This is a genomic window from Chryseobacterium indoltheticum, from assembly GCF_003815915.1.
In the GTDB taxonomy this organism is placed as follows: domain Bacteria; phylum Bacteroidota; class Bacteroidia; order Flavobacteriales; family Weeksellaceae; genus Chryseobacterium; species Chryseobacterium indoltheticum.
Genome location: NZ_CP033929.1, coordinates 3,897,842 through 3,923,127, shown reverse-complemented (window position 1 = coordinate 3,923,127; position 25,286 = coordinate 3,897,842). Strand labels below are relative to the sequence as shown.

General features: G+C 33.7%; 22 protein-coding genes. 14 read left to right on the top strand and 8 right to left on the bottom strand.

The features are described from left to right. Nucleotides 1-139: 139 nt before the first annotated feature. Nucleotides 140-1,768: an acyl-CoA carboxylase subunit beta gene (locus EG358_RS18055; RefSeq protein WP_076562914.1), complete on the bottom strand. Its 1,629-nt coding sequence runs from the start codon at nucleotides 1,766-1,768 to the stop codon at nucleotides 140-142. A 442-nt stretch (nucleotides 1,769-2,210) separates the two neighbouring features. On the opposite strand from EG358_RS18055, the gene EG358_RS18050 reads away from it, so the two are divergent. From EG358_RS18050 to EG358_RS18030, 5 genes are all read left to right on the top strand, one after another. Beyond that, nucleotides 2,211-3,089 carry a DMT family transporter gene (locus EG358_RS18050; protein WP_076562916.1) on the top strand — a complete coding sequence of 293 codons (879 nt, stop codon included), beginning with the start codon at nucleotides 2,211-2,213 and terminating at the stop codon, nucleotides 3,087-3,089. Between the two features lie 17 nt (nucleotides 3,090-3,106). Then, nucleotides 3,107-4,186 carry a putative type IX sorting system protein PorV2 gene (locus EG358_RS18045; protein ID WP_076562918.1) on the top strand — a complete coding sequence of 360 codons (1,080 nt, stop codon included), beginning with the start codon at nucleotides 3,107-3,109 and terminating at the stop codon, nucleotides 4,184-4,186. Between the two features lie 10 nt (nucleotides 4,187-4,196). Next, on the top strand, nucleotides 4,197-4,868 hold the full coding sequence (locus EG358_RS18040; protein WP_123890152.1) for a hypothetical protein: 672 nt from the start codon (nucleotides 4,197-4,199) through the stop codon (nucleotides 4,866-4,868). Nucleotides 4,869-4,930: 62 nt separating this feature from the next. Then, nucleotides 4,931-5,686 (top strand): hypothetical protein, encoded by a 756-nt coding sequence (locus EG358_RS18035; RefSeq protein WP_076562922.1) that lies wholly within the window; start codon nucleotides 4,931-4,933, stop codon nucleotides 5,684-5,686. A 46-nt stretch (nucleotides 5,687-5,732) separates the two neighbouring features. Then, a complete protein-coding gene (locus EG358_RS18030; RefSeq protein ID WP_076562924.1) occupies nucleotides 5,733-8,609 on the top strand; it encodes a T9SS type A sorting domain-containing protein in 2,877 nt (958 codons plus the stop codon). 87 nt (nucleotides 8,610-8,696) lie between these two features. On the opposite strand, the gene EG358_RS18025 is transcribed toward EG358_RS18030, so the two are convergent. Continuing rightward, complete coding sequence (locus tag EG358_RS18025) at nucleotides 8,697-9,266, bottom strand: fasciclin domain-containing protein (RefSeq protein WP_076562972.1); 570 nt, start codon at nucleotides 9,264-9,266, stop codon at nucleotides 8,697-8,699. Nucleotides 9,267-9,462: 196 nt separating this feature from the next. Here EG358_RS18025 and EG358_RS18020 point away from each other — a divergent pair, with 196 nt between their 5' ends. Both EG358_RS18020 and EG358_RS18015 read left to right on the top strand, forming a co-directional pair. Beyond that, a complete protein-coding gene (locus EG358_RS18020; protein ID WP_228421472.1) occupies nucleotides 9,463-10,029 on the top strand; it encodes an RNA polymerase sigma factor in 567 nt (188 codons plus the stop codon). 1 nt (nucleotide 10,030) lies between these two features. Next, complete coding sequence (locus tag EG358_RS18015; RefSeq protein ID WP_076562926.1) at nucleotides 10,031-10,858, top strand: anti-sigma factor; 828 nt, start codon at nucleotides 10,031-10,033, stop codon at nucleotides 10,856-10,858. 55 nt (nucleotides 10,859-10,913) lie between these two features. Here the strand turns inward: EG358_RS18015 and uvrC are convergent, their stop codons facing one another. Continuing rightward, complete coding sequence (gene uvrC, locus EG358_RS18010; protein WP_076562928.1) at nucleotides 10,914-12,707, bottom strand: excinuclease ABC subunit UvrC; 1,794 nt, start codon at nucleotides 12,705-12,707, stop codon at nucleotides 10,914-10,916. 87 nt (nucleotides 12,708-12,794) lie between these two features. After that, the gene (locus EG358_RS18005) at nucleotides 12,795-13,559 is read right to left on the bottom strand and encodes a hypothetical protein (protein WP_076562930.1); all 765 of its coding nucleotides are present in this window, start codon (nucleotides 13,557-13,559) and stop codon (nucleotides 12,795-12,797) included. A gap of 183 nt (nucleotides 13,560-13,742) precedes the next feature. On the opposite strand from EG358_RS18005, the gene hutH reads away from it, so the two are divergent. Together hutH and EG358_RS17995 are read left to right on the top strand one after the other, a co-directional pair. Then, entirely contained in the window at nucleotides 13,743-15,233 is a 1,491-nt protein-coding gene (hutH, locus tag EG358_RS18000) for a histidine ammonia-lyase (RefSeq protein ID WP_076562932.1), read from the top strand. 35 nt (nucleotides 15,234-15,268) lie between these two features. Further along, nucleotides 15,269-15,715: a GNAT family N-acetyltransferase gene (locus tag EG358_RS17995; protein WP_076562934.1), complete on the top strand. Its 447-nt coding sequence runs from the start codon at nucleotides 15,269-15,271 to the stop codon at nucleotides 15,713-15,715. A gap of 181 nt (nucleotides 15,716-15,896) precedes the next feature. On the opposite strand, the gene EG358_RS17990 is transcribed toward EG358_RS17995, so the two are convergent. The 4 genes from EG358_RS17990 to EG358_RS17975 all read right to left on the bottom strand — a co-directional run bounded on the left by EG358_RS17990 (nucleotide 15,897) and on the right by EG358_RS17975 (nucleotide 18,613). Further along, entirely contained in the window at nucleotides 15,897-16,655 is a 759-nt protein-coding gene (locus EG358_RS17990) for a TIGR03915 family putative DNA repair protein (RefSeq protein ID WP_076562936.1), read from the bottom strand. Between the two features lie 98 nt (nucleotides 16,656-16,753). Then, the gene (locus tag EG358_RS17985; protein WP_076562938.1) at nucleotides 16,754-17,050 is read right to left on the bottom strand and encodes a type II toxin-antitoxin system RelE/ParE family toxin; all 297 of its coding nucleotides are present in this window, start codon (nucleotides 17,048-17,050) and stop codon (nucleotides 16,754-16,756) included. Then, a complete protein-coding gene (locus EG358_RS17980) occupies nucleotides 17,050-17,280 on the bottom strand; it encodes a type II toxin-antitoxin system ParD family antitoxin (RefSeq protein ID WP_076562940.1) in 231 nt (76 codons plus the stop codon). Before EG358_RS17980 ends, EG358_RS17985 begins: the two co-directional genes overlap by 1 nt. Nucleotides 17,281-17,356: 76 nt before the next feature. Next, nucleotides 17,357-18,613 (bottom strand): putative DNA modification/repair radical SAM protein, encoded by a 1,257-nt coding sequence (locus tag EG358_RS17975; protein ID WP_076562942.1) that lies wholly within the window; start codon nucleotides 18,611-18,613, stop codon nucleotides 17,357-17,359. Between the two features lie 194 nt (nucleotides 18,614-18,807). On the opposite strand from EG358_RS17975, the gene EG358_RS17970 reads away from it, so the two are divergent. The 5 genes from EG358_RS17970 (at nucleotide 18,808) to sucC (ending at nucleotide 24,952) form a co-directional block, all read left to right on the top strand. Further along, the gene (locus EG358_RS17970) at nucleotides 18,808-20,136 is read left to right on the top strand and encodes a hydroxymethylglutaryl-CoA reductase, degradative (protein WP_076562944.1); all 1,329 of its coding nucleotides are present in this window, start codon (nucleotides 18,808-18,810) and stop codon (nucleotides 20,134-20,136) included. Between the two features lie 166 nt (nucleotides 20,137-20,302). Further along, on the top strand, nucleotides 20,303-21,373 hold the full coding sequence (locus EG358_RS17965; protein ID WP_076562946.1) for a hypothetical protein: 1,071 nt from the start codon (nucleotides 20,303-20,305) through the stop codon (nucleotides 21,371-21,373). A gap of 1 nt (nucleotide 21,374) precedes the next feature. Further along, nucleotides 21,375-21,761: a DUF423 domain-containing protein gene (locus tag EG358_RS17960; RefSeq protein WP_076562948.1), complete on the top strand. Its 387-nt coding sequence runs from the start codon at nucleotides 21,375-21,377 to the stop codon at nucleotides 21,759-21,761. Nucleotides 21,762-21,975: 214 nt separating this feature from the next. Next, on the top strand, nucleotides 21,976-23,253 hold the full coding sequence (locus EG358_RS17955; protein WP_076562950.1) for a chloride channel protein: 1,278 nt from the start codon (nucleotides 21,976-21,978) through the stop codon (nucleotides 23,251-23,253). 508 nt (nucleotides 23,254-23,761) lie between these two features. Continuing rightward, nucleotides 23,762-24,952, top strand: a complete 1,191-nt coding sequence (gene sucC / locus EG358_RS17950; RefSeq protein WP_076562952.1) for an ADP-forming succinate--CoA ligase subunit beta — start codon at nucleotides 23,762-23,764, stop codon at nucleotides 24,950-24,952. The last annotated feature ends 334 nt before the right edge of the window (nucleotides 24,953-25,286 follow it).

Below are 25,286 nucleotides of genomic sequence, written 5' to 3'. Positions count from 1 at the left end.
TTAGATATAATCTAATAACAAAAATCTTACCCTAGTAGTATGTCGTTTTGAAACTTTATAATTCTTTAGGACTATTTAACATAATATAAAAAGCCCCACTTCTAAAAGCAGGGCAAAATTCTTTAAAACCGAGTATTAATCAGACTTGGATTACTCCTAAATTGAATTTTTCAGTTATAGGAGAATGATTAGCGGCTTCAATACCCATAGAAATCCATTTTCTGGTATCGATAGGGTTAATGATAGCGTCGGTCCATAATCTTGAAGCGGCATAAGTAGCTTCTGTTTGTTTTTGATATTTTTTTGTAATGGTATCTAAAATTTCCTGATGCGCTTCTTCAGTAATTACTTTTCCTTGCTTTTTCAAAGTAGACTCCTGAATCTGTGCAAGAACTTTTGCTGCCTGAGAACCTCCCATTACAGCCAGATCTGCCCATGGCCAAGCTACAATTAATCTCGGGTCATACGCTTTTCCACACATTGCATAGTTTCCGGCACCATAAGAATTTCCGGTGATGATTGTAAATTTAGGAACTACAGAATTAGAAACAGCGTTTACCATTTTTGCTCCGTCTTTGATGATTCCTCCGTGCTCAGATTTCGAGCCGACCATAAATCCTGTTACATCCTGTAAAAAGATCAATGGGATTTTTCTTTGGTTGCAATTAGCAATAAATCGGGTTGCCTTGTCAGCAGAATCAGAATAAATTACTCCACCAAACTGCATCTCTCCTTTACCACTTTTCACTAATTTTCTTTGGTTAGCAACAATTCCTACAGACCAGCCATCGACTCTTGCAGTTGCACAAATAATAGTTTTACCATAATCTGGCTTGTATTCTTCATATTCAGAATTATCCACAAGGCATTTGATGATTTCTAATGTATCATACTGATCGGCACGTGAAATAGGCATAATTCCGAAGATATTATCTATTTTTTCTTTTGGTGGAAAACTTTCTATTCTGTCGAAGCCTGCTTTTTCATAACTTCCAACAGATTTCATAATATTTTTAATGCGGTCTAAAGCATCTTTATCATCTTTAGCTTTATAATCGGTAACTCCTGAAATCGAGCAATGCGTTGTTGCTCCACCCAAAGTTTCGTTGTCAATACTTTCACCAATTGCAGCTTTCACCAAATAACTTCCGGCTAGGAAAATAGATCCGGTTTTGTCAACAATCATAGCCTCGTCACTCATGATCGGAAGATAAGCTCCACCTGCAACGCAACTTCCCATTACAGCCGAGATCTGGATAATTCCTGCAGCGCTCATTTTGGCATTATTTCTAAAAATTCTTCCAAACATTTCTTTATCCGGGAAAATCTCATCCTGCATCGGAAGATACACTCCCGCAGAGTCTACCAGATAAATGATTGGAAGTCTGTTTTCCATGGCAATTTCCTGCGCTCTCAGGTTTTTCTTTCCAGTAATTGGAAACCAGGCACCTGCTTTTACAGAAGCGTCATTGGCGACAACTAAACATTGTTTTCCTGAAACATAACCCATAACAACCACAACACCACCACTTGGGCAACCTCCGTGCTCTTCATACATTTCGTACCCTGCAAAAGCACCAATTTCGATGGAATCTGAATTTTTATCAAGAAGATATTCTATTCTCTCTCTTGCCGTCATTTTCCCTTCATCACGAAGTTTCTGAAGTCTTTTTTCGCCGCCGCCTTTTTTTATTTCTGTCAGCAAACGGTTTATTTCAGATAATTTTAATTTATTTTGATCTTCTCTTTTGTTAAATTCAATATCCATGAAATTATATTTTAATCTGGCTAAAGATACTATTTTTAGAAAAAGTAATAAAATATGTTTTATAATATGTTAAAGGTTTAATTATCAATAAATTATGATATTTTTAACAAATTACATGTTTTTTTTGGTGCATATTTTGCTAACTTTACAATAGAGTAATAGAAATGAGAGTTTCTATATAAATACTCTAAGTTCCTAGTTTATTTTTTTAATAGTTTATTATTTGAAGGCCCTGAAAGTTTCATAGACTTTCAGGGTTTTTGGATTTTATACCAATTATTCTATATCTGAATTTCAGTATTAAAGTAATTTATAGAATTAAATTTAAGCCGAATAAGAAGGCGGGAATTTTCATTAGAAATAATGAAAGTAATCTTAGATTTTTTTAAATTTAATGAAAAGCTATTTGTAAATTTGTCTGTTTAAAATTCAGAGGATCAATATGCAGAAATTAGCGCTTTTCAGATTACATTTAATTGTCTTTTTATGGGGATTCACTGCTATTTTAGGTAAACTGATCACCGCAAATGCCCAGATTCTTGTCTTTTACAGAATGCTTTTCGCTGCCATATTTCTTTATGCATTTATAAGGATTTATAAAAAAGAGAGTATAAAAGTTTCAAAAAAACTGTTTTTGCAATTATCAGGTGTTGGCCTTTTTATGGCGCTGCATTGGTACTGCTTTTTTTATTCGATTAAAGTTTCTAATGTTTCTATCGCTTTAAGTTGCCTTTCATTGTCTACTTTGTTTGCTTCAGTGTTGGAGCCGATTGTTTTTAAACGGAAAGTAGATATTTCTGAAGTGGTAATGGGAACTGTTATTGTTGCCTGTATTTTACTTATTTTTAAAACCGAGTTTCAATATAAAGAAGGAATTTTTTACGGAGTTTTGTGCGCAATTTTCGGAACCGTTTTTTCAGTTTTTAATGGAAAACTTTTCGGAAAAACCAGTTCAGGAAATATTATTTTCTATGAAATTTTCTCAGGTTGGTTTATTCTGATGATATTTTATCTTGCAACAGGACAAATCATGCAGATGAACGAAATAAACTATAAAGATCTTGCGTTAATAGGTTTGTTGGCAAGCGTATTTACAGCATATCCTATGTTCGAATCGGTGAAGCTTATGAAATATATTTCGCCCTTTACTTTAATTTTAACAGTTAATTTAGAACCAGTTTACGGAATTATACTAGCTTTTTTTATCTTTGGAGAATCAGAGCACATGAGCCCGGTATTTTATGTTGCATCTTTGGTTATGATTTTGGCAATTGTTGTAAACGCGCTGATAAAAACTAGAAAACAAAAAAACATTAACTAAGCATCCATTTCTACACGATGAAAAAATATCTATTATTAGTATTTTCCCTTTTATTTGGGTTTTCTCAATCTCAGATTATCAGAAAATATTCCAATGAATTTTTAAATATAGGTGCCGGAGCGAGAGGAATCGGGATGGGAGGTGCCGTAATGACCAATCAGGATGATGTCTATTCGCCGATGTGGAATCCAGCAGGTTTGAATGGCATTACAAGAGATTGGCAAGGCGCAGCAATGCACGCAGAATATTTTGAATCTATTGCTAAGTATGATTATCTGGCCTACGCCAAAGTTTTAGAAACCGGCGTTTTTGGAGTTTCCATTGTACGGCTTGGTGTAGATAATATTCTAAATACCACTCAATTAATCGATACTGAAGGAAATATTGATTACGATAAAATTACTAAATTCTCACAATCGGATTATGCCGGAATTATTACGTACGCATTCAATCCCGGAGGTAATCCTAAATTGGATGTCGGTGTAAATGCCAAAATTGTGTACAGAAATGTCGGGAAATTTGCAAGTGGATATGGTTTTGGTTTTGATGTAGGAGCAATTTATAAAGCTGATAACGGCTGGAAATTCGGAGGTGTTCTTCGTGATGCAACTACGACTGTCAATTTCTGGAGTGTGAATCAAAAAGAATTGTCTACCATTGTAAACGGCGAAGAATTTAACCCTGCTCCAACCGATAAAATGGAGTTGACAATGCCTAAATTAAATGCAGGCGCAAGTAAAATGTTTAATATTAATAGCAGTATTTATATTTTACCGGAGGCTGGAATTAATGTAGATTTTGCTAAAACGGCAGCTCTTCTTTCAACAGATTTTGCAAGTATTACGCCGTATGCAGGAGCAGAATTAGGATATCAGAAAATGATCTTTGTAAGATTGGGTGTTAATAGATTTCAGTCGATTACCGATATTGAAGATCTTCAGAGAAAAGTTTCTTTCCAGCCAAGCGCAGGGATAGGAATTCGTTACAGGGGTTTAACGCTTGATTACGCAATCAGTAATTCGGGAATCGGAGGTTCCAATTTTTATTCTAATTTCTTCTCATTAAAACTAGATATGGGAGAATTTAGAAATGATTAATTTTAAAACAATGAAAAAAATATGTCTTTTAGCTGTTTTGTTCATTCAGTGTAACCTTTTTTGCCAAGTTGGATTTGTTACTGAAATTAACCCCAAACTTAAACATATTCACGCTGAAGTAGGAAGTAATGTTGGTGTGCAAAATACTGAAGTATTTAACTATGATTTAAACTTATTTCTCACTGATATGCTTGAGAAGTCAAAATCAGAAATAAAAAGCCTTTCCGATTTTGATTTTGAAATCTTTACATACTATAATGGTTTTCAAGATAAAAAAATGATAAAATATTTGGATGATTTTTGTAAAAAAAAAGGTGTGAAAAAACTTATCATATTTTATAGAAATCATTTTTTTCCACCATACTCTCCCTACAAAAATTTACTGAATTTAAAATTTGATTTTGGAATACTTACTCAGGTAAGAAAAAAGAAAACCATCTATTATATGAATCGTGCACAGATGGCCTACTATAATTCGGAAACTAAAAAATTAAGTTTAACATATCCTAAAGTAAAGAATGAATCTTTACATTATGAGTTTGTAAAGATTCAATCAAAAGAAGAAGTTGTAGATGAAAATCACCAATTGATTAATTCTTTATCTTTACAGAAAGATTTCATTAATGCCTATGAAGCAAAAATAAAATCTAGTTTTAATAATGCTTTAGAAAATCTTAAATAAATTTTCTAAGTTTTAGTAAGTGTTTTTAGGTTTTGATGAATAATCACTTAATTATATAAAAAATGAAAAGATTTCCAGTAATATTTGCCGTTTTTTTTTCTATGCTTTCATATGCACAGAAAGTTTCAGATTACAAATACGTAGTTGTTCCGGCAGCTTATGAAAGTTTTAAAAAAGTAAACTACGGCCTCAGTACTTTTTTAACTAATCATTTGAAATCTAAACAATATGTTGTGATTTCTGAAAATAGAGGGCAATGGCCGGAAGAAGCTAACGCAAATCCGTGTAATGTTTTGAATGCAAATATTATAAATGATAGCAGCTTTCTTAGAAATAAAATTGTTTTAGAATTGAAAGATTGCAACGATAAGGTAATTTCTTCACAGAAAGGAACTACATCGATCAAAGAGTACGAAGAAGGTTATAAAGATGCTTTATCTAAAACTTTTGTGAATATTCCAGTCTCTCGCCCAATTCAAAATACAGAGTATAAAAATGAGGCTCAGTCTACACAATCAGTTCAACAGACTCTTGAAGTAAGCGAACAAAAATCTCAAAGTTCAAAAGCTGAAAAATACAGCAACGGAAAACTAAGTCTTCAGAAAATTCAGATTGATGCGGCTCAGTTTATTTTAGTTGATGGAAACAGTTCAGTTCCTTTTGCTACTTTCAAAGAGACTACTAAAAAAGATGTTTTCAGAGTTAAGTTAGGTTCTGGCGAATCTACAACAGGATATTATGAAAACGGAAATTTGGTGATCGAAATTCCGAAGAATAATGATGAGTATTCTAAAGAAGTATTTTCACCTGTAAAATAGCAATAAAAAACACAATATTTCTCCTAGAGAAAAAAACACAAAAAATATGAAAAAAATTTACATTTCTTTGTTGATAAGTGTATCAGCTTATTTTCAGGCACAAAATGTTTTAAACACACAATTGAACGAAATTAATTTTGGTTCGGGAAGCTCTCCTTATAACTTAACAAAACTTAATGACCTCATTGTTTTTGCGGCATCCAGAAATACCGATGAAGGATTGGAACCGTGGGTTTATAATTCTACAATTCAAAAATCCACATTACTTAAAGATATTTTTGCAGGACATAATAGTGGGATACCAGCTAATTCAAAATTTGTAAAGTTAAATAACAAATTATATTTTCTGGCACAACAGAATTATTCGGGATATCAAATTTGGGAAACGGACGGAACTCCTGCCGGGACAATTAAAAAACAGGATATTAATTCTAATTATTTAATTGATGAATTTGTTGCTGTAGGAAATAAAATTTTTTATTATCAGAATAAAGAACTTTGGGTATTCGATACTACAACAAATAATTTGTCATTATTGAAAACATTTGAATATACATCAGGAACGATGAAATTTCAAACTTTCAATGATCAATTATTTTTAGCCGCAAACGACGGAATAAGTGGTAAAGAGATCTGGAAATCTGACGGAACATTAGCCGGAACTACTTTACTAAAAGACATTGCAGTTGGTAATGGAAGCAGTATTTCAAATGATTTTAAAATTTTAACTTTGAATAACGGGAAATTTTATTTCATTGCAAATACAGCAACTGGCTATCAACTTTATGAAAGTAATGGCACAACTACAGGAACGCAATCATTAATGCCCGTTCAGAGTTTATATGAGCTTAATGGAGCTTCAGCGGGTAATTATTTCATATTTGTAGGTTTTGATCCTGCTAATGGAGGAATGGAGCCTTGGATCTCAGATGGAACAGTATTAGGTACAAAACTTTTAAAAGATATTTTACTAGGAAATTCTAGTTCGATGGCTATTAACAATAGTAAATTTTTTAAGGTTAATAATAAGATATATTTTGACACTTATTCCAACGGCCAATTATCTGGAAGCTACATCTGGGAAACAGATGGAACCTCTGCGGGAACTGTATTGTTTAACACCCCAACCAATAATGTATTACAGGGAGTAAGCTCAGATGCGCAACATTTGATTCTTACCAAGCCAAATGAATGGAATCGCTTTTGGGTAACAAACGGAAATTCTGCACAGACGTTTGAAATGACAGCATTGGGTATGACAGCCGCTAATGGTGTTTTAGATTTTAATTCAAAATTGTATTTAGCAGGAACTACCGCTAAGCACGGGATGGAGCTATATTCTTTAAATCCTCTTACACAAGAAACTACTTTGGTTTCTGATATTAGTAAATTCGAAAGTAGTTCGCCACATTCTTATAATGTTCTGAATGATAATTTAATTTTTATTGCGGCAGACAGAGAATTCAATAATCAGATTTATAAAAGAGATAAATCGACTCAGCAGATTTCTCGCCTTACCAATTTTACGAGCGGATCGTCTTCTGTAGGAATGTTTACTAATGTTAACGATACATTTTTTAAGGTAGGAAACTTCTTTTATACCAAAAATAGTACCCCAAATCCCATAAGCGGAATTTATAGAACAGACGGAACCTCTGCAAATTCCGGGTCTGTTTCTACAGGCAATACAAGTATTTATGATACTTCTTTTTTCGTCAATCTTAACGACAATACTTTATTATTTTCAGGATATGATAATGTAGTAGGAACAGAACTTTGGAAAGTTGATAATAATTCTAATACCGCTGTTCTGGTAAAAGATATTTCTACAGATAACATGGGAAGTATGTATAATACAGATCCTAAAACAACTGTTCTGAACGGTTTTGCCTATTTTGTAGCAAAAGAAAACGGCAAGTCTGGAATTTGGAAATCAGACGGAACTTCTGCGAATACTTTGAAAGCTATACAATACAATTTTCAGGACGGTAGTGATGGAAATATTAAGGTAGTTGGAAGTTTAAATAACAAGCTGCTGTATTCTACAAGAAAAGAAAATTTTAACAATACATCTAATACTGAGCTTTTTGCTTCAAACGGAGATTATGCTTCGTCAGTTTTATTGAGATCTCACAGCGATCTGTATGGTTCTGCCAATATCAGCAATGAAACAGCAATTTTTAATGATAAATTATTCTATGCTGTTACTGGGTATCCTTCAGGTCTTTATTCTACCGATGGAACTATTGCCGGAACTACAGAGGTCTCGCCAATAAATTTCTTTGGGAATGTACAGTTTAAAAAATGTGGAAACCAATTATTTTTCACGAATAATAATTCAACAGAATTATGGAAAACAGATGGCGCAACCGTAGGAACGACGAGCTTGGGATCAAATTTTCCTGGCATAAAAGATATGACGTGTGTAAACAATTATCTATATTTTCTCAACGGAGACTCTCAAAAAGTATGGCGTTCAAACGGAGTGGCAGGAAATGTAACTCCATTGGATCTGCTTATTACAAATGATGATCAGCTTTTAGCCAACGAAAATATTTTGAAATTGGCTACAGATAGTGAAAAACTTTATCTTACGATATTTACGAAAGAACACGGTGCCGAGTTGTATACCGTTACAGATTCTCTGCCAACTTATCTGGCAACAAACGAAATTGTAAGTAATAATGAAAGTTCTGTAAACATTAAAATTTATCCGAATCCTGTTACCGATAGTTTTTCAATTGAATTACCTAAGAATCTTAAAATTAAAGAAATTGAGATTTATGATACATCAGGAAAACTGACGAAAACTGATATCTCTCAAAGCAATAAAATATATGTTTCTGACTTCTCTTCAGGAATTTACTTTATAAAAATAAAAACAGACAAAGGTGTTTTTGTAACCAAATTCATCAAGAAATAAAGATTGTTAAATTTAGAATTAAACATAAAAAAGGCTTACCTGAATTTTCAGGTAAGCCTTCCTTAAAATAAACCATAAAAACTAAAATTAAGGCATCAATACCGTATCAATTACATGTATTACACCATTTGATTGGTTAACGTCTGCAATGGTAACTTTCGCCTTATTACCCTTTGCATCGGTAACGTATAAGTTTTTTCCTTTTGTCCAGAATGTAAGCTCTTCGCCTTGTACCGTTTTCATCATTGCTTTACCATTTCCTGCTTTTACCGCTGCCCAAACTTGTTTTGCGCTGTACTTTCCAGGTAAAACATGGTAGGTTAAAATTTTTGTAAGCATTGCCTTATTCTCAGGTTTTACCAAATTCTCAACAGTTCCTGCAGGTAATTTTGCAAAAGCTGCATCAGTTGGCGCAAATACTGTGAAAGGACCTTCGCTTTGAAGTGTTTCAACTAATCCTGCAGCTTTTACTGCGGCGACCAAAGTTTTGTGATCTTTAGAGTTTACTGCGTTCTCAACGATGTTTTTTGAAGGATACATTGCAGCTCCGCCTACCATTACTGTTTTTTCTTTCATTTGCTGTGCAGCTGCATTTCCACTGAATGCAAATGATAAAGCTACCATTCCGAATACTGCGATTTTTGATCTTGTGTTCATTTTTTTAATTTTTAAAATATTATTAATTGAGTTGTTTTTGTCTGCCGTTACCATCATTTACGAAGAGCAGATTGGTTTAGATTTTAAAATTTTTATTTTAACATAAATTAACGGTAACGCATTATTTTAAATTGAATTATTAATGACAATAAATTTTTAAAAGTTTTTTCTCATTATTTACTTTATTTTATTACATTTGATACGAAAAATATCCACCATAAAAACAAACTATTCAGAAGAAGAACTTATCGTTTTGCTGAGACAGAAAAACGAAGCTGGTTTTCATCATTTGTATGATAACTATTCTGGTGCGTTATATGGTGTAATCCTTAGAATTGTTCAGTCCAAAGAATATACAGAGGAAATTATTCAGGATGTTTTCGTAAAAATCTGGAATTCCATTCATCAATATGATGCTTTGAAAGGTAGATTTTATACTTGGATGATTAATATTGCCAGAAATACAGCAATTGATTATCTTAAATCTAAAAGTTTTCAAAACCAACTTAAAAACCAACCACTTCCAGATTTCGTATATGAGAATGCGGAACTTACAACTACCAATAATTCAGATTTTATTGGATTTAATAAAGTGCTTGAAAGTTTGGAGTCTGATAAACAGGAACTTATTGATCTTGCTTATTATCAGGGATTCACGCAGAGTGAAATATCAGAAAAACTGAATATGCCGTTGGGCACTGTAAAGACCAAAATGCGAAATGCATTACTTAAATTAAAAGACTTGTTAAAAGATTATCAATAAATTGGATAGTAAAGAATACATATCATCCGGAATTCTAGAATCTTACATTCTAGGCCATGCTTCTCCAGAGGAAGCGGGAATTTTGGAGTGTGTGATGAAGAATAATGCTGAAGTGAAAGCCGCTTATGAAGAAGCGCAAAACACTTTTGAATTGCTTGCAACAGCGCAGGCAGTGACACCGCCCAATGACTTAAAATCAAAAATTTGGGATAAAATTCAACTTGAACAAAATGTTGAAGATGAAAAACCTGTAATTCCTTTAAATAATGTTGAACCAAAGTTGGAGACTCAACAGATAAAAACACAGGAAAGGAAGATAGAAAAAAGTAACGGCTGGAAAAATTTTGCCGTAGCAGCCACTGTTTTATTTTTAGTAAGTGTTGGAGCCAACCTGTATTGGATGAGCAGCCAAAACGAAATGAAAAACGAATTAGCTGTTTTGAAATCTGATAAGCAATCTCAAAACCTTGCGATGCAAAATCTTGAGCAAAAATTGAAGATTACCTCAAACCCGAACATGCTTAAAATTGTTTTGGCGGGTGTTGAAAAACATCCCGAATCCAACGCTGTCGTATATTGGGATAAAACTTCAAAAGATGTTTATCTAACCGCAAATAGTTTGCCAAAAGCACCGGAAGGAATGCAATACCAATTGTGGGCAATTGCAGACGGAAAACCGGTAAGCGCCGGAATGTATACAGACGACAAAGATGCAAAGATAGCTTTAGCCAACATTCCAAGCGCACAGGCGTTTGCCATTACTCTGGAAAAAGAAGGTGGAAGCGAGATTCCTACAATGGAAAATATGTATGTAATGGGAGGAGTTTAAAAATTCCCTTGAACAATAATTGAAAAACTCTTATCATCGATAAGAGTTTTTTATTTTATCCGGCATTGAAAAATTCCCAGAGTATTTTTGCCTTAGATTTTCCTAAAATTTCCTCTAAAGTTTCAAGGTTGGCTTCTTTTATTCTTTTAACTGATTTCAATTTAGATAAAAGCAATTCAATTGTTTTTTCACCAACGCCCGGAATTTCCTCAAGCTCAGATTTTATCGTAGAATTGGTTCGTCTTGTTCTATGATGTCTTACCCCAAAACGGTGCGCTTCGTCACGTACTTGTTGTAAAATTTTAAGCGTTTCAGACTTTTTATCGAGATACAACGGAATAGGATCTTCGGGAAAGAAAATTTCTTCCAATCTTTTGGCAATTCCCACAATGGTAATTTTTCCGTAAAGACCAAGAAGTTTTAAACTTTTTACTGCGGAAGATAGTTGCCCTTTTCCACCATCAATCAAAATTAATTGAGGTAAACTTTCTCCTTCATCCAGCATTCTTTTGTAGCGTCTGAAAATCACTTCTTCCATCGTCTTATAATCATCAGGACCCGTAACTGTTTTAGGATGGAAGATTCTGTAATCTGCTTTGCTTGCCTTCCCGTTTTTGAAAACAACACATGCCGAAACCGGATTGGTTCCCTGAATATTAGAGTTATCAAAACCTTCGATATGTCTCGGCTCGACGGGCATCCTCAGGAGTTTTTGCATTTCTGCCATAATTCTGTTAGAATGTCTTTCGGGATCTACAATCTGTACCTGTTTCAGTTTTTCAATTCTGTATTCTTTAGCATTTTTTTCTGAAAGTTCTACAATTCTTTTTTTGTCTCCAACCTTCGGAACAATCAGTTTTACATTAGGGATTTCAACGGTTAAGTGAAACGGAAGCAACACTTCTTTAGAATCAGAATCAAATTTTTGGCGGATTTCAATCAATGCTTCTTCCATGATTTCTTCATCACTTTCTTCAAGCATTTTTTTTATTTCTGTCGTAAAACTCTGAATAATATTCCCGTTTCTAATCTTGAAATAATTAACGTAAGCCGCCGTTTCATCACTCGTCATTCCAAAAACATCTACATCATCAATATCCGGATTTACGACCGTATGTTTTACCTGATAATCCTCCAGAATATCAAGTCTTTCTTTAATAATTTGAGCATTCTCAAACTGTAGATTAGATGCATATTTCGTCATTTGATTGATGAGATATTCTTTTGCTTTTCGGAAATCACCCTTTACAATCCCGCGAATCGCATCTATTTTTTGGTCATAATCTTCTTTGCTTTCCAGATCTTCACACGGTCCTTCACAGTTTTTAATATGAAACTCAAGGCAGACTTTGTATTTTCCTTCCTCAATTTTTTTTGGAGCTAAATTTAAATTACAGGTACGGAGTTTATAGATATGCTTAATCGTATCCAATAAAATCTTTGCAGGACGTACTTTTGCGTAAGGTCCGAAATATTCTGAGCCATCTTTTATTTTATTTCTTGTGAGAAAAATTCTAGGAAAATCTTCATTCTTAATGCAAATCCAGGGATACGTTTTATCATCTTTCAACATCACATTGTAGAAAGGCTGATGTTCTTTAATCAGATTATTTTCTAATAAAAGTGCGTCATATTCACTGTTTACAATGGTGGTTTCAAGACGGTTTATTTTTCCGACCATAATTCTGGTACGGTAACCGGAAAGCGTTTTGTTGAAATAAGAAAGTACTCTTTTCTTTAGATTTTTTGCCTTTCCTACATACAGCAGATTTTCGTTTTTATCATAATATCGATAAACGCCAGGTTCGGAAGGTAAAGTTTTAAGTTGTAATTCTAAAGACGGATTCATAACACAAAATTAAGCATTCTGAATGTATTTGAAAACAACAAAAAAGCTGTAGAATTTCTACAGCTTCAGATTTATTGTTAAATTATTTTATCCGTTTGTCATTTCAGTGTATTGACTTACCAAAAAGCTGAAATAATCCCATTCTACAGATTTTTTGGGGTATTTTTTCACGAATTCTGCATTGTCCCCAAATAAGAAATCATAGTTGTCTTCAAAATCATCTTTGTGTAGCCACATTATTTTATCGCCTTTTTTTACATAGTAAGATTTAATAACACCGCCACCCAATTGAGGTGAACCGCCAACTGAAAAACCACCGGTTTCTTTTGCTCTCGGATCGTAATAAACAGAGATGATGTCATTGAATTCAGGATTAATGAGCTGCATCAAAAATTCTTTGTCATCTTTTTTGTTCTTTAAAGAAACAGTTTGATTGATGAAGTGAATGCTTTCAGCAGTTGTGTTTTTTGTCAATTTTTTAGTTCCGAAATTTCGGATGTTTCCAAAATATTTTCCAACTTTTGCAATTTTTTCAGCATTACTTGGGTAAATGTACATTTCACTTACATTTTCAGCATTAAAAGTTATTTGCTTTTTTGTGGCGCTGTCTTTAATTGCAATTTCGTAAATCTGTCCTCTTTTAGAATCAACTTTGCTGCAATATCCCTTGTTTATAGTACCATCTTTCATGATAATGGTAGATATTTTCTTTGGAGATGGAATATTAAATCCTTCATTGAATAAATACGTTTCCATTTTTTTGATGTCCTCCTTAGAATATTTCACCTTTTCCTGGGCAAATGAAAATGCACTTGATAAAGAAAGTGCCAGTAATAGAGCTTTAAATTTCATAGATATTAGTTTAAATTAATGCAGTAAAAATAACTAAATATTTGATGATTTGTTAAAATATTTTTGGGTTAAAGTGTTTTTATAATAGTTAAAAGCTGGTATTGTTTAAGAATACCGCACTTTATCTTTAATCAGCTTTTTCGGTATGCTTCAAAATGTGTATTTTTAAACAAATTTTTTGAAATGATATACGGTATAGATACTTTCAGTTTTCATGATGTTTTGGAAATCTGTAAAGACCCAAATAAAGCTCAATTAAGTAAAGAAGCGAAGGAGCAGATTATTAAATCTCAGAATAATGTAAAACAGATTGTAGAGTCAGATCGTTGTGTGTATGGTATTAATACCGGCTTTGGACCTCTTTGTGATACTAAAATTTCGGCTGATGAAACAGCTCAACTTCAGTATAATTTAATTATTTCTCATGCAGTAGGAGTGGGAAAGCCTATTCACAAAGAATTTTCAAAAATCATGATGATTTCGAAAGTTCATGCTTTGTCTAAGGGGTTTTCAGGAGTTTCTCTGGAAGTGATCGAAAGATTTATTGTGATGCTTGAGAAAGATATCATTCCTGTAGTTCCGGAACAGGGTTCTGTAGGAGCTTCAGGTGATTTGGCGCCACTTTCACATTTGGTGTTACCACTTTTAGGCCTCGGACAGGTTTGGGTAGGAAATGAGATTTTCGAAACCGATGAAGTTTTAGAAAAAAATAATCTTGAGCCTTTAGTTTTAGGACCAAAAGAAGGTTTAGGATTAATCAACGGAACTCAGTTTATTCTAGCTCATGCGATAAAAGGTTTAGAGAAATTTGAATATTTATTAGACTTAGCGGATATGACTGCAGCGATGAGTCTTGAAGCATATAGAGGTTCTGCAAGTCCGTTTAAAAAAGAACTTCACGACATCAGACCGTTTGAAGGAAGCAAAAAAGTAGCGGCGAGAATGCTGAAATTTTTAAAGAATTCTGAAAACTTACTAGCTCACGAAGAATGCGAAAGAGTACAGGATCCTTATTCTATGAGATGCGTTCCGCAAGTCCACGGTGCAAGTCGAAATGCTTTTGAACATCTTAAAATAATGGCTGAAACGGAATTAAATTCTGTTACCGATAATCCGATTGTGTTAAGCGCTGAAGAATCTATTTCAGGAGGAAACTTCCACGGACAATTGATGGCAATGCCTTTAGATTATGCAACGTTGGCAGTAGCTGAATTAGGAAACATTTCAGACAGAAGAAGTTATTTATTATTGGAAGGGAAATACGGTTTACCAAGATTATTGACGGAAAGCTCAGGTTTGAACTCAGGATTTATGATTCCGCAATATACTTCTGCAGCTTTGGTGACTGAGAATAAAACGCTTTGTTTTCCGGCATCTGCAGATTCTATTCCAACAAGTTTGGGGCAGGAGGATCACGTTTCGATGGGAAGTATTTCAGGACGAAAATTCAATCAGGTTCTTGGGAATTTGGTCAATATTTTGGCCGTTGAATTAATGTTTGCGGCGCAAGGTTTAGAATTCAGAAGACCTGCAAAATGTTCAAAAATAATTGAAGAGAACTTCGCAATTCTTCGTACAAAAGTTGATAAACTTGAAGATGACCGTTTGATAGGAAAAGATATGTTGGCGATTGCTGAGTTGATTAATGAAAGAAAATTTGTGGTGAATTTTTAAATTAAATCTGCTAAAAAAACTTATATCCGAATAAAATGCAAATCCTCAGAACAACTTCAGAAAATAACGATTTTCAAAATCTCGTCAAAAAACTAGATGCTTATCTTGCAGAAATAGATGGCGAAGATCATGCTTTTTACGACCAGTATAATAAAATTGATCTGCTGAAAAACTGTATTGTAATTTTTGAAGATGATAAACCAGTGGCTTGCGGAGCAATAAAAGCCATTTACGATAATACAATGGAAGTAAAAAGAATGTTTACGATTCCTAATAATCGTGGAAAAGGCTTTGCAAGAACAGTTTTAAAAGAACTGGAAATCTGGACAAAAGAATTGGGCTATGAAAAAACAGTTTTAGAAACTGGCAAAAAGCAAACAGAAGCAGTTGCTCTTTATAAAAAATGTGGTTATGCCATTATTCCAAATTACGGACAATACGCAGGAATTGAAAACAGCATTTGTTTCGAGAAAATTTTATGAAAAATATCGATAAAGTCGGGCTTTAGCCCGGCTTTTCTTTTGTAAGTCAAATTTGACTTTAGTAAAACTTATTTACCATTTCCCAAGAACAGCTTCGGAGGAGCGATACCTTTGTAGATAATGATAAGACTCTCAATTAGAACTCAGTAGGAGTTCAATCTTTAAGTAAGAATAGTATTTTTTACCATTTTTCCGTCAAATATTTCCGATATCTTTTTGGAACGTGCTGGATGTGCAATTTTGTATTTTTCCTTTCTTTAATATTGGTTTTGGTAAAATAACTTTGCCAAAGCGTCTGATATTTCTTTTCTTCTTCGTGAAATTTTTGCTGATATTGGTTTAAATCTAACTTTTCATCAGGATAAAAGAATTCACAGTTTTCTAAATCATACAACAAACCGTAATGTCTTCGTAAATCATAAATCATCCATTTTTGATCGGCGTAACGATCTTTAAAATGTTTTCTTATTAAAGGCAGAACATTAAAATCAGGATCTATTTTTGCAAAATAGATGTCGTCCTGCATTTTTTCAAAACGTACAAAAGCAGTCATTCGATGTCTTTCTCGGCTTACCGATTTGCATATTTTTGAGATTTTAAGGATGTCTTCATCCGCAAAATTTTGCAAAATATTTTCTCCGGGATGTTTGATAGATTGTTGTACAGCAGATAAAATCAGCTTTTCCATTTCCTGATCTTCCGACAAAAAAACTTTCAGTAATTGATTAATTCCTGATTTTTCGATGGTTTGTTCTAATTTGTTTAAAACTCTTTCAGATTTTTCCTGCTGTGTAATCACTTCATGAATTTCTGCAAACATATTTTCCTGTTGAAAATTCTCTTTGCTAAAAATTTCCACATCTTTATAACGATATTCGAAAACCTCAAATATTGCAGTAAAAAGTCCGTCGAAACTGCCATCGTAGAGTAGAGTGGTCATTTTTTTAATTTGAAGATGTGAGATTTGAAAATTGATTTTATAAAATTTTGGTCACTCTGACGAAGGAAGAATTTCCTATAAATATTTAATGATTTAAATTAAAAATAGTTTGGAATGTCCCTACTTCCGTGGAGAATTCTAACAATTCGAATGTGATTGTCTAAAACTCGATAAAAAATAACGTGATTGTCTTTTGTAAAACTGTACAAATTTTCTTTTATTTCATTTCGTCTTTTGCCTAATTCCAGATGTACAATAAGATTCTGAAAAACCAAATCTATTTCAAGTAGATATCTTTCTGCCTGATCAAATCCGAATTTATCTAATGTAAAATTAAAAATGTCCTCCAAATCCTGATCGGCAGCTTCTGATAAAATATAAAATTTCTCAGACATTATTCCTGCTTTGCTTTATTAGATTTTATAATATCTTTTATAGAGCGTGAACTTGAGGTTCCTTCCCATCCTTTTTCAATTTCGGCTTTCAAATCTTGAATAAGGCGATGACGATAAATCTCATGCAATCGTAAAGCATCTCTTACAACCTCGCTTGCATTTTGGAAATCTCCAGATTCAATCTGATTAGAAATATATTCCTCCTGTTTTTTCGTGAAACTTACATTCATTTTTACTAGATTTTTATTCAAAAATATTAACAATGTCCAAATTTAGCAAATATGGATAATGTAAATTTAGTAAAAATTAGAATAAACTCAATTGCTGTGAAAATTGATTTTGAAATTTAGACTGACTTCCACCAATAATCAATTTCCTCAAATTTAAATCGGTTAAATGTCGTAAAAAAGGATTTCCGTAGGTGAAATCAATGAAATATTTAGCGCGGTTTACCGCTGCTCCCAATTTTTTAAGATGGTCAATACTCAAAACCTGAAAACGTCTTGCGCTTACGATTTTTTGTGCCGTTTTTACACCAATTCCGGGAATTCTCAATATTATTTTATAGTCTGCAGTTTGAAGATTTACAGGAAACTGATCCAGATGTCGCAATGCCCAACTTAATTTCGGATCTACCTCCAAATCAAGAAATGGCATGTTGAAATCTAAAATCTCATCTGCTTTAAAACCATAAAAACGCATCAGCCAATCTGACTGATACAAACGGTTTTCCCGTAAAACAGGAACTTCGGAAGTAATTGATGGCAATCGGTTATCTACAGTAACAGGAATATAACCCGAATAGTAAACCCGTTTCATACCGTAATTTTTGTAAAAATGATCGGCAACTTTGATGATCTGTAAATCGTTTTCATTCGTTGCACCTACAATCATTTGAGTAGATTGTCCGGCAGGAGCAAATTTGGGAGCACTTCTGATTATTTTCTTTTCGTCTTTATATTGCTGAATTCCTTTCTGAACGACACGCATCGGCTGAAGCATATCTTCACGATTTTTATCAGGTGCTAATAATTTAAGTCCGGACTCTGTCGGAATTTCAAGGTTTACAGACAATCGATCTGCGTACAACGCAGCTTCATTCATCAAATCGTCACTCGCTCCGGGAATCGATTTCAAATGAATATATCCGTTGAAATTATGCTCAATTCTCAGTTTTTTCGCAACACGTACCAAACGTTCCATTGTGGTGTCGGCATCTTTGAAAATTCCTGAGCTTAAAAATAAACCTTCAATATAATTTCTGCGGTAGAAACTTATCGTTAAATCGACCACTTCTTCCACCGTAAAAGCAGCACGCTTAATATCATTTGATTTTCTGGAAACACAATAAATACAGTCGTAAATGCAATGATTGGTCAAAAGAATTTTGAGTAGCGAAACACATCTCCCGTCTTCGGTGTAAGTGTGGCAAATTCCGCTTGCTGAGCTGTCACCCAAACCACCGTTGTTTTTTCTCTTTCCGCCGCTTGATGAGCACGAAACATCATACTTTGCAGCATCTGCAAGTATTTCAAGCTTCTCTTTTATGCGGTCAAAATTCATTTAGTTTTAAATTAAAATGGGTTGAAACGGTTTTGTTATTAAGCAAAATTAAGTCCAAAATTGAGAAAAGTCAGTGTTTTTAGCAATAACTTATCAACATATTTCCAAAGCAAATTTAGTATATTTACGGACATTAAATTTATGAGTGAAGTCGTAAAAATTACGATTACACACGACATATAAAAATTATCCATATGAATCATAAACCGGTAGAAGGTTTTTCTAAATTAACCAAACAGGGAAAAATAGATTGGCTTGTTAACGAATATCTCGAAGGAAACCAGGATTATCAAAATATACTCAATCAATATTGGAACGAAAATGCAGATTTACAGAAACTTCATGACGAGTTTTCTGAAAACACAATTTCCAATTTTTATATGCCTTACGGTATCGCTCCCAATTTCTTGATCAACGGAAAATTATTGGCCTTGCCAATGGCGGTGGAAGAAAGTTCGGTAGTTGCAGCGGCTTCGAAAGCAGCAAAATTCTGGATAGATAAGGGCGGATTTAAAACAACCATCATCAACACCGAAAAATTGGGGCACACCCATTTTATTATTGATGTGGAATCTCATAAACTTCAGCATTTTTTTAATTTCAATTTAAAGAAAAAACTGTTTGAAGCAACAGAGGCGATTACGGCAAACATGAGAAATCGTGGCGGCGGAATTTTAGACATAAAATTAGTCGACAAAACTTCCGAAATGCCCAATTATTATCAGCTAAAAGCAAGTTTTGATACCGTAGATTCTATGGGAGCCAACTTTATCAATTCATGTCTGGAGCAGTTCGGAAAAACTTTAAAACAGGAAATCGTCATCAGTGAAGATTTTACACAGGAAGAGAAAAATTCTTTACAAATCGTGATGAATATTCTTTCCAACTTCACTCCCGATTGTGTAGTGAGAGCGGAGGTTTCTTGTAAAATTGAGGAATTGAAAGACGACAGCGGAATCTCAAATGAAGAGTTTGCAAGAAAATTCAAACAGGCGGTTACGATTGCCGAAATAGAACCTTTCCGTGCGACGACTCACAATAAAGGAATTATGAACGGTGTTGATGCAGTTGTTATCGCAACCGGAAATGATTTCAGAGCAACAGAAGCTTGTGCGCATGCTTATGCTGCAAAAGACGGAAGATATTCTTCGTTGACGCATTGTACAATCGATAACGGAATTTTTAGATTCTGGATCGACCTTCCGATTTCTGTAGGAGTTGTCGGTGGTCTGACGAATCTTCATCCTTTGGTAAAATTCTCTTTGGCACTTCTTGGAAAACCTTCTGCTCAGGAATTGATGAGTATTCTTGCGGTTTCAGGATTGGCTCAGAATTTTGGGGCTTTACGTTCTTTAGTAACCACAGGAATTCAGAAAGGTCACATGAAAATGCATCTTCTGAATATTTTAAACCAAATGGGTGCGACGGAAGAAGAGAAACAACATTTTGTGACGTATTTTAAAGATAAAACGGTGACGCATCACGAAGTGATTAATGAATTTAACAGATTGAGAGAAAAATAATGATACAAATTATTCTGGCTGTTTTTTTTATCGTGTTTGGAATATTTCTTAAACAAACAAATAATCCCGGTTTTAGGGGTTCTAAAAGATTTTGGAAAATGTTTGTTATTTTGGGAGGAGCAATTTTGCTTAGCAGGTTGGTTTCATATTTTTTACATCCTTTATAGTGAAAAAGAAAATTCTATTCTTCCTCTTGATTTCCGGTTTAAGTTTTTCGCAACAGAAAAATTTAAAAATAAGTGATTTGCAGCCTAAATCTGAAGATTTTGCTTTTCCAAAAGTTTCTTATGCTGAAAAACCTTTCGTAGAAAATAAAATCAACACGTTTTTGCAAGTCGATCAGCTTGAATATATTCCCGGTTCAGCAGGAAGTCCTTCTAAATTGGTGTCTACAGGAAAAACATCGTATTCTAACTATGTTTATTTTTATGGTTGGGAAAAGCTTAAAACTCCAAAAAATATTTTGAGCATTGCCATCACTGGAGAGGCTTCAGGAGCTTATCCGGAAGGTTTTGATAGTTGGAAAAACTTTGATTTGAGAACTGGAAATTTAATTAATGCTAAAGATTTATTTCAGCCTAATTCAAAAAAAACGGTTGAAAGTTTAATTCAGAAAAGTGTCAGGAAAGAAGTTAATGATTTTCTTACAGAATTGAAATCAGATAAAAATCCTTCGGAAGAAGTTTTGGATCAGATTGCAATGTATGAAGATTGCTTTACCGATTTTACTTTAGATGGAATTGAATACTATTTTGCAGAAGATAAAATAAGATTCATTGCCGGAAGATGTTCTAACCATGCCATGAGAGCGTTGGATGATCTGGGTAGCCATGTTGTAGAATTTCCGTACAAAGATTTGGGGAAATATTGGAGTTCTTACGCAAAAAACTTATTGTCAGATTCTGAAAAAGTTGATAAAACAAGTATTAATAATAAACTATATAAAGGGAAAATCGATGGAAAATATCCAATGACCGTTTTAATAAATTCTATTAATGAAGATGATTCTTTTTCAGCTTCTTATTGGTATGATAAAAATAAGAAACTGATCAATTGGAGAGGAGAATTTGTTCACGATCATTTGTCTATCACAGAAGATGATTATTATAGTGAAGAGTTAAAACAATGGGTGCCCCGGGCCTTAATCGAAGCAGATTTAAAAGGAAATAAAATCATCGGAACCTGGCAGGATTATAAAACAAAGAAATATTTAAAACTAGAATTAGAAGAATTATAAAATGAAAACAATTACTTTGGTCTTCGGTGCCGCTTACGGAATGTTATCCGTTATTTTGGGTGCATTCGGAGCGCATGCTTTAAAGAAAATTTTATCTGTGGAAAGACTCGAAAGTTTTGAAACAGGAGTAAGATATCAAATGTATGCCGCATTCTTTTTGCTGATTGCAGGATATATTTTAAAATTTGACACCTCATCTCAAAAATGGATTTCTATTCTGATGATTGCAGGAACAATGCTTTTCTCTTTCAGTATTTACGGATTAAGTTTACAAGATTATTTGGGTGCAAACCTGAAGTTTTTAGGACCGATTACCCCACTTGGAGGATTGTTTATGATTTTAGCTTGGTTGATGTTAATCTTTTACTTTATAAAGAATAGAATTTAAGAGTTCATTTTAAATTTAACCATTAAGATTTCGTAAAAAGTTAAGAATAATTAAGCTGAGCTTCGCTTTGAGCGGAATGCTTAATAAATCTATTTGATTTATCTTGACCAACCTTAACTGCTTATATCTTCTTAATGGTTCAATAAACGCTTTTTATCAAAAAGAATAAATACACTTTCAACAAATGATGATCGTAATTTTAAAATAAATTAAAATGAAAATCAACAGAAGACGTCGATTAATACGAACCTTTAATCTTTTGGATCAACCCATTAAGTTTAATCCTTTCGTATTCAGCCGTACTTTTTTTATGTGGGCAATTACAGGTTTGGTAGGCGGAATAATTGCCGGTTTATACTGGATTGTGCTTGAACATTTCACAGAATTTCTGCATCATTTTCAAGGCTGGATGGTGATTCCTACAATGGCAATTTCTGGTCTTTTGGCGGGTTTGGTCATTCATTTTATTGGTGATCCGGGAGAAATTCATTTAATTGTTAATAATATCCGGTTTAATAAAGGAAAATTAGATCCTAAAAATAATCCTTCCATGATTTTGTCATCTCTTTTTTGTGTGGCGTCAGGTGGAAGTTTGGGTCCGGAAGCGCCTTTGGTTCAGTTTACCGGTTCTACTGGAACTTATTTAGGAAAATTGTTTAGGCTGAAAGGTGAAGAGCTACGTTCTCTAAGTATTGCCGGAATGGCATCTGGTTTTACCGCTCTTTTCGGTGCTCCGCTTGGTGGAAGTTTATTTTCCCTTGAAATTCTTCATCACAAACACGCCGTGGAATATTATAAAGCAATCATTCCGGCTTTGGTTGCGAGCTGTTTCAGTTATCTGATGTTTGCTTTGATTATTCATCTGGGAATCGGAGCGACTTGGGATTTGAAAGCTTATCATTACACCGGAGTTTACGATTTTGCCTATGCAACCGCTTTCGGGATTGTAGGAACTTTATTTGGCTGGATTTTCATTTTTGTCGTTAAATTTTTCAAAAAAATCTTTGAATACAGAAAATTTCCGATTTACATCAAAACTTTGGTAGGCGGAATTTTACTTGGAATTATCGCCTTCTATTTTCCATTGACAAGGTATTTCGGACACCATGAAGTGAATGAATTGATCAATGGAGATTATACCTTAAATTTTTTAATTGTCATTTTAATTTTTAAAATCTTAGCTATTGCGATTACCGTAACTTCAGGATGGAGAGGTGGTTTTATTATTCCGCTGTTTTTTGTAGGAACGACTTTAGGTCTTATTATTCACCAATTATTTCCTGCCGTTGATACTACTTTGGCGATTGTAAGCTGCATGGCGGCAATCAATGCGTGTGTGACAAGAACGCCGATGAGTACAACGATTATTTTGGGAACTTTGACTGGGTTTACGTATTTCGTTCCGATACTATTTGCAAGTTTGACAGGTTATTTCCTGGCGCCTAAAATTCCGTTTATTGGTTCACAGTCTGAGAAATTAGCTGAAGAATAAATTTCAGGAAATAAATAATAAACAATCCACTTCAAAAAAATCTTTGATATTTTCTTGATCATTTTTATATCTTAAATATACCATGAATAATAAAAACTTGTTTTTTTAATATTTAGCAATAAAACAATTGATTTTTTAAAAATAAAAATGCATTTGAATTCAAACAATATGTTGGAAACAAAATGCAACTGCATTTGATTACAAACATCCTGTTTTAAATAAATGTAATTTGCATTCTATTATAAACAACTAGCTTTAAACTAATGTATTTTGCATTTGATTACAAACAAGCTGTTTTAAATCTTCGGCGCTTGCACTTGGTTCAAAACAATAATTGTAGAAAGCTGCTTTTTTTCGTGGTTTTCTATATTTTAAATCTTTTCTTAATTTAGGCATCAGGAAAAATCCAGAATACATTCTTAATTTTTAAGTCAATAAACTTGAATTTCCATGTCTTTTTAGTAAATTTGTCAACCTTTAAATATTAAAATAAAATAATAAAAATAATATGAATCTTCACGAGTATCAATCAAAAGAGATTTTATCAAAGTATGGAGTAGCTATCCAACGTGGTTTCGTTGCAAACAACGTAGAAGAAGCTGTAGCAGCTGCAGAAAAATTGACTGCTGAAACCGGAGCTCAGGCTTGGGTTGTAAAGGCACAGATTCACGCAGGTGGTCGTGGTAAAGGTGGTGGTGTAAAGTTTTCTCCAAACTTGGATAAGCTTAAAGAAAATGCTCAAAACATCATCGGAATGCAGTTGGTAACTCCACAAACTTCTGCTGAAGGTAAAAAAGTACACTCTGTTTTGGTTGCAGAAGACGTTTATTACCCTGGAGAAACAGAAACTAAAGAATTTTATGTTTCTATTCTTTTAGACAGAGCTCAAGGTAAAAATACAATCGTATATTCTACTGAAGGTGGTATGGATATTGAGCACGTTGCAGAAGTAACTCCTCATTTGATTCACAACGAATTGATCGATCCAGCTATCGGTCTTCAAGGTTTCCAGGCTAGAAAAATTGCTTTCAACTTAGGTCTTGAAGGAAATGCTTTCAAAGAATTCACAAAATTCATCACTTCATTATACAACGCTTATACAGGGATTGATGCTTCTCTTTTCGAAATCAACCCGGTTTTGAAAACTTCTGATAACAAAATTATCGCTGTAGATGCTAAAGTAACTTTGGATGGTAACTCATTGTTCCGTCACAAAGATCTTGAAGCTCTTAGAGACACAAGAGAAGAAGATCCTATCGATGTAGAAGCTGGTGAAGCGGGTCTTAACTTCGTGAAATTAGACGGTAACGTTGCTTGTATGGTAAACGGAGCTGGTCTTGCAATGGCAACGATGGATATCATTAAATTATCTGGTGGTAATCCTGCTAACTTCTTAGACGTTGGTGGTACTGCTGATGCTGCAAGAGTACAGACTGCTTTTGGTATCATCTTGAGAGATCCAAACGTAAAAGCTATTTTGATCAACATCTTCGGAGGTATCGTAAGATGTGACAGAGTTGCTCAAGGTGTTGTAGATGCTTATAAAGCGATGGGAAGCCTTCCGGTTCCATTGATCGTGAGATTACAAGGAACTAATGCTGTAGAAGCTAAAAAATTAATTGATGAGTCTGGTCTTCCGGTACATTCTGCAATTACTTTAGAAGAAGCTGCAAACAAAGTAAAAGAAGTTTTAGCTTAATCCTAAAATTTTTATATAAATTTAAACCGTTCCATTTTTGGAGCGGTTTTTCTTTTTAAGGTTAAAATATTTTTTAAACCTAAAAGTTGCAAAAGAAACATCCAAAGTTCATAACTTAACGCAAAGGCAAACAAGAATATTAAAATTTGGTCGTTTTAAAGTTATACAAAGGCGTAGACTTAGCAGAGAAATACAAAAAGTTATAAAAAATGAAAAATTGCACACAAGCATTAAATATTCATACTGCCTCAGAAACCTGTTAGGTTTACATCAGATAATTTGAGTATATCAACTATCACCTGTCAACTATTCTTACAATTTATAAACTTTTGAA

Coding starts and splice junctions, on each gene's coding strand:
- EG358_RS18055 (WP_076562914.1), bottom strand. CDS start 1,768: ATGGATATTGAATTTAACAAAAGAGAAGATCAAAATAAATTAAAATTA.
- EG358_RS18050 (WP_076562916.1), top strand. CDS start 2,211: ATGCAGAAATTAGCGCTTTTCAGATTACATTTAATTGTCTTTTTATGG.
- EG358_RS18045 (WP_076562918.1), top strand. CDS start 3,107: ATGAAAAAATATCTATTATTAGTATTTTCCCTTTTATTTGGGTTTTCT.
- EG358_RS18040 (WP_123890152.1), top strand. CDS start 4,197: ATGAAAAAAATATGTCTTTTAGCTGTTTTGTTCATTCAGTGTAACCTT.
- EG358_RS18035 (WP_076562922.1), top strand. CDS start 4,931: ATGAAAAGATTTCCAGTAATATTTGCCGTTTTTTTTTCTATGCTTTCA.
- EG358_RS18030 (WP_076562924.1), top strand. CDS start 5,733: ATGAAAAAAATTTACATTTCTTTGTTGATAAGTGTATCAGCTTATTTT.
- EG358_RS18025 (WP_076562972.1), bottom strand. CDS start 9,266: ATGAACACAAGATCAAAAATCGCAGTATTCGGAATGGTAGCTTTATCA.
- uvrC (WP_076562928.1), bottom strand. CDS start 12,707: ATGAATCCGTCTTTAGAATTACAACTTAAAACTTTACCTTCCGAACCT.
- EG358_RS18005 (WP_076562930.1), bottom strand. CDS start 13,559: ATGAAATTTAAAGCTCTATTACTGGCACTTTCTTTATCAAGTGCATTT.
- hutH (WP_076562932.1), top strand. CDS start 13,743: ATGATATACGGTATAGATACTTTCAGTTTTCATGATGTTTTGGAAATC.
- EG358_RS17995 (WP_076562934.1), top strand. CDS start 15,269: ATGCAAATCCTCAGAACAACTTCAGAAAATAACGATTTTCAAAATCTC.
- EG358_RS17990 (WP_076562936.1), bottom strand. CDS start 16,655: ATGACCACTCTACTCTACGATGGCAGTTTCGACGGACTTTTTACTGCA.
- EG358_RS17985 (WP_076562938.1), bottom strand. CDS start 17,050: ATGTCTGAGAAATTTTATATTTTATCAGAAGCTGCCGATCAGGATTTG.
- EG358_RS17980 (WP_076562940.1), bottom strand. CDS start 17,280: ATGAATGTAAGTTTCACGAAAAAACAGGAGGAATATATTTCTAATCAG.
- EG358_RS17975 (WP_076562942.1), bottom strand. CDS start 18,613: ATGAATTTTGACCGCATAAAAGAGAAGCTTGAAATACTTGCAGATGCT.
- EG358_RS17970 (WP_076562944.1), top strand. CDS start 18,808: ATGAATCATAAACCGGTAGAAGGTTTTTCTAAATTAACCAAACAGGGA.
- EG358_RS17960 (WP_076562948.1), top strand. CDS start 21,375: ATGAAAACAATTACTTTGGTCTTCGGTGCCGCTTACGGAATGTTATCC.
- EG358_RS17955 (WP_076562950.1), top strand. CDS start 21,976: ATGAAAATCAACAGAAGACGTCGATTAATACGAACCTTTAATCTTTTG.
- sucC (WP_076562952.1), top strand. CDS start 23,762: ATGAATCTTCACGAGTATCAATCAAAAGAGATTTTATCAAAGTATGGA.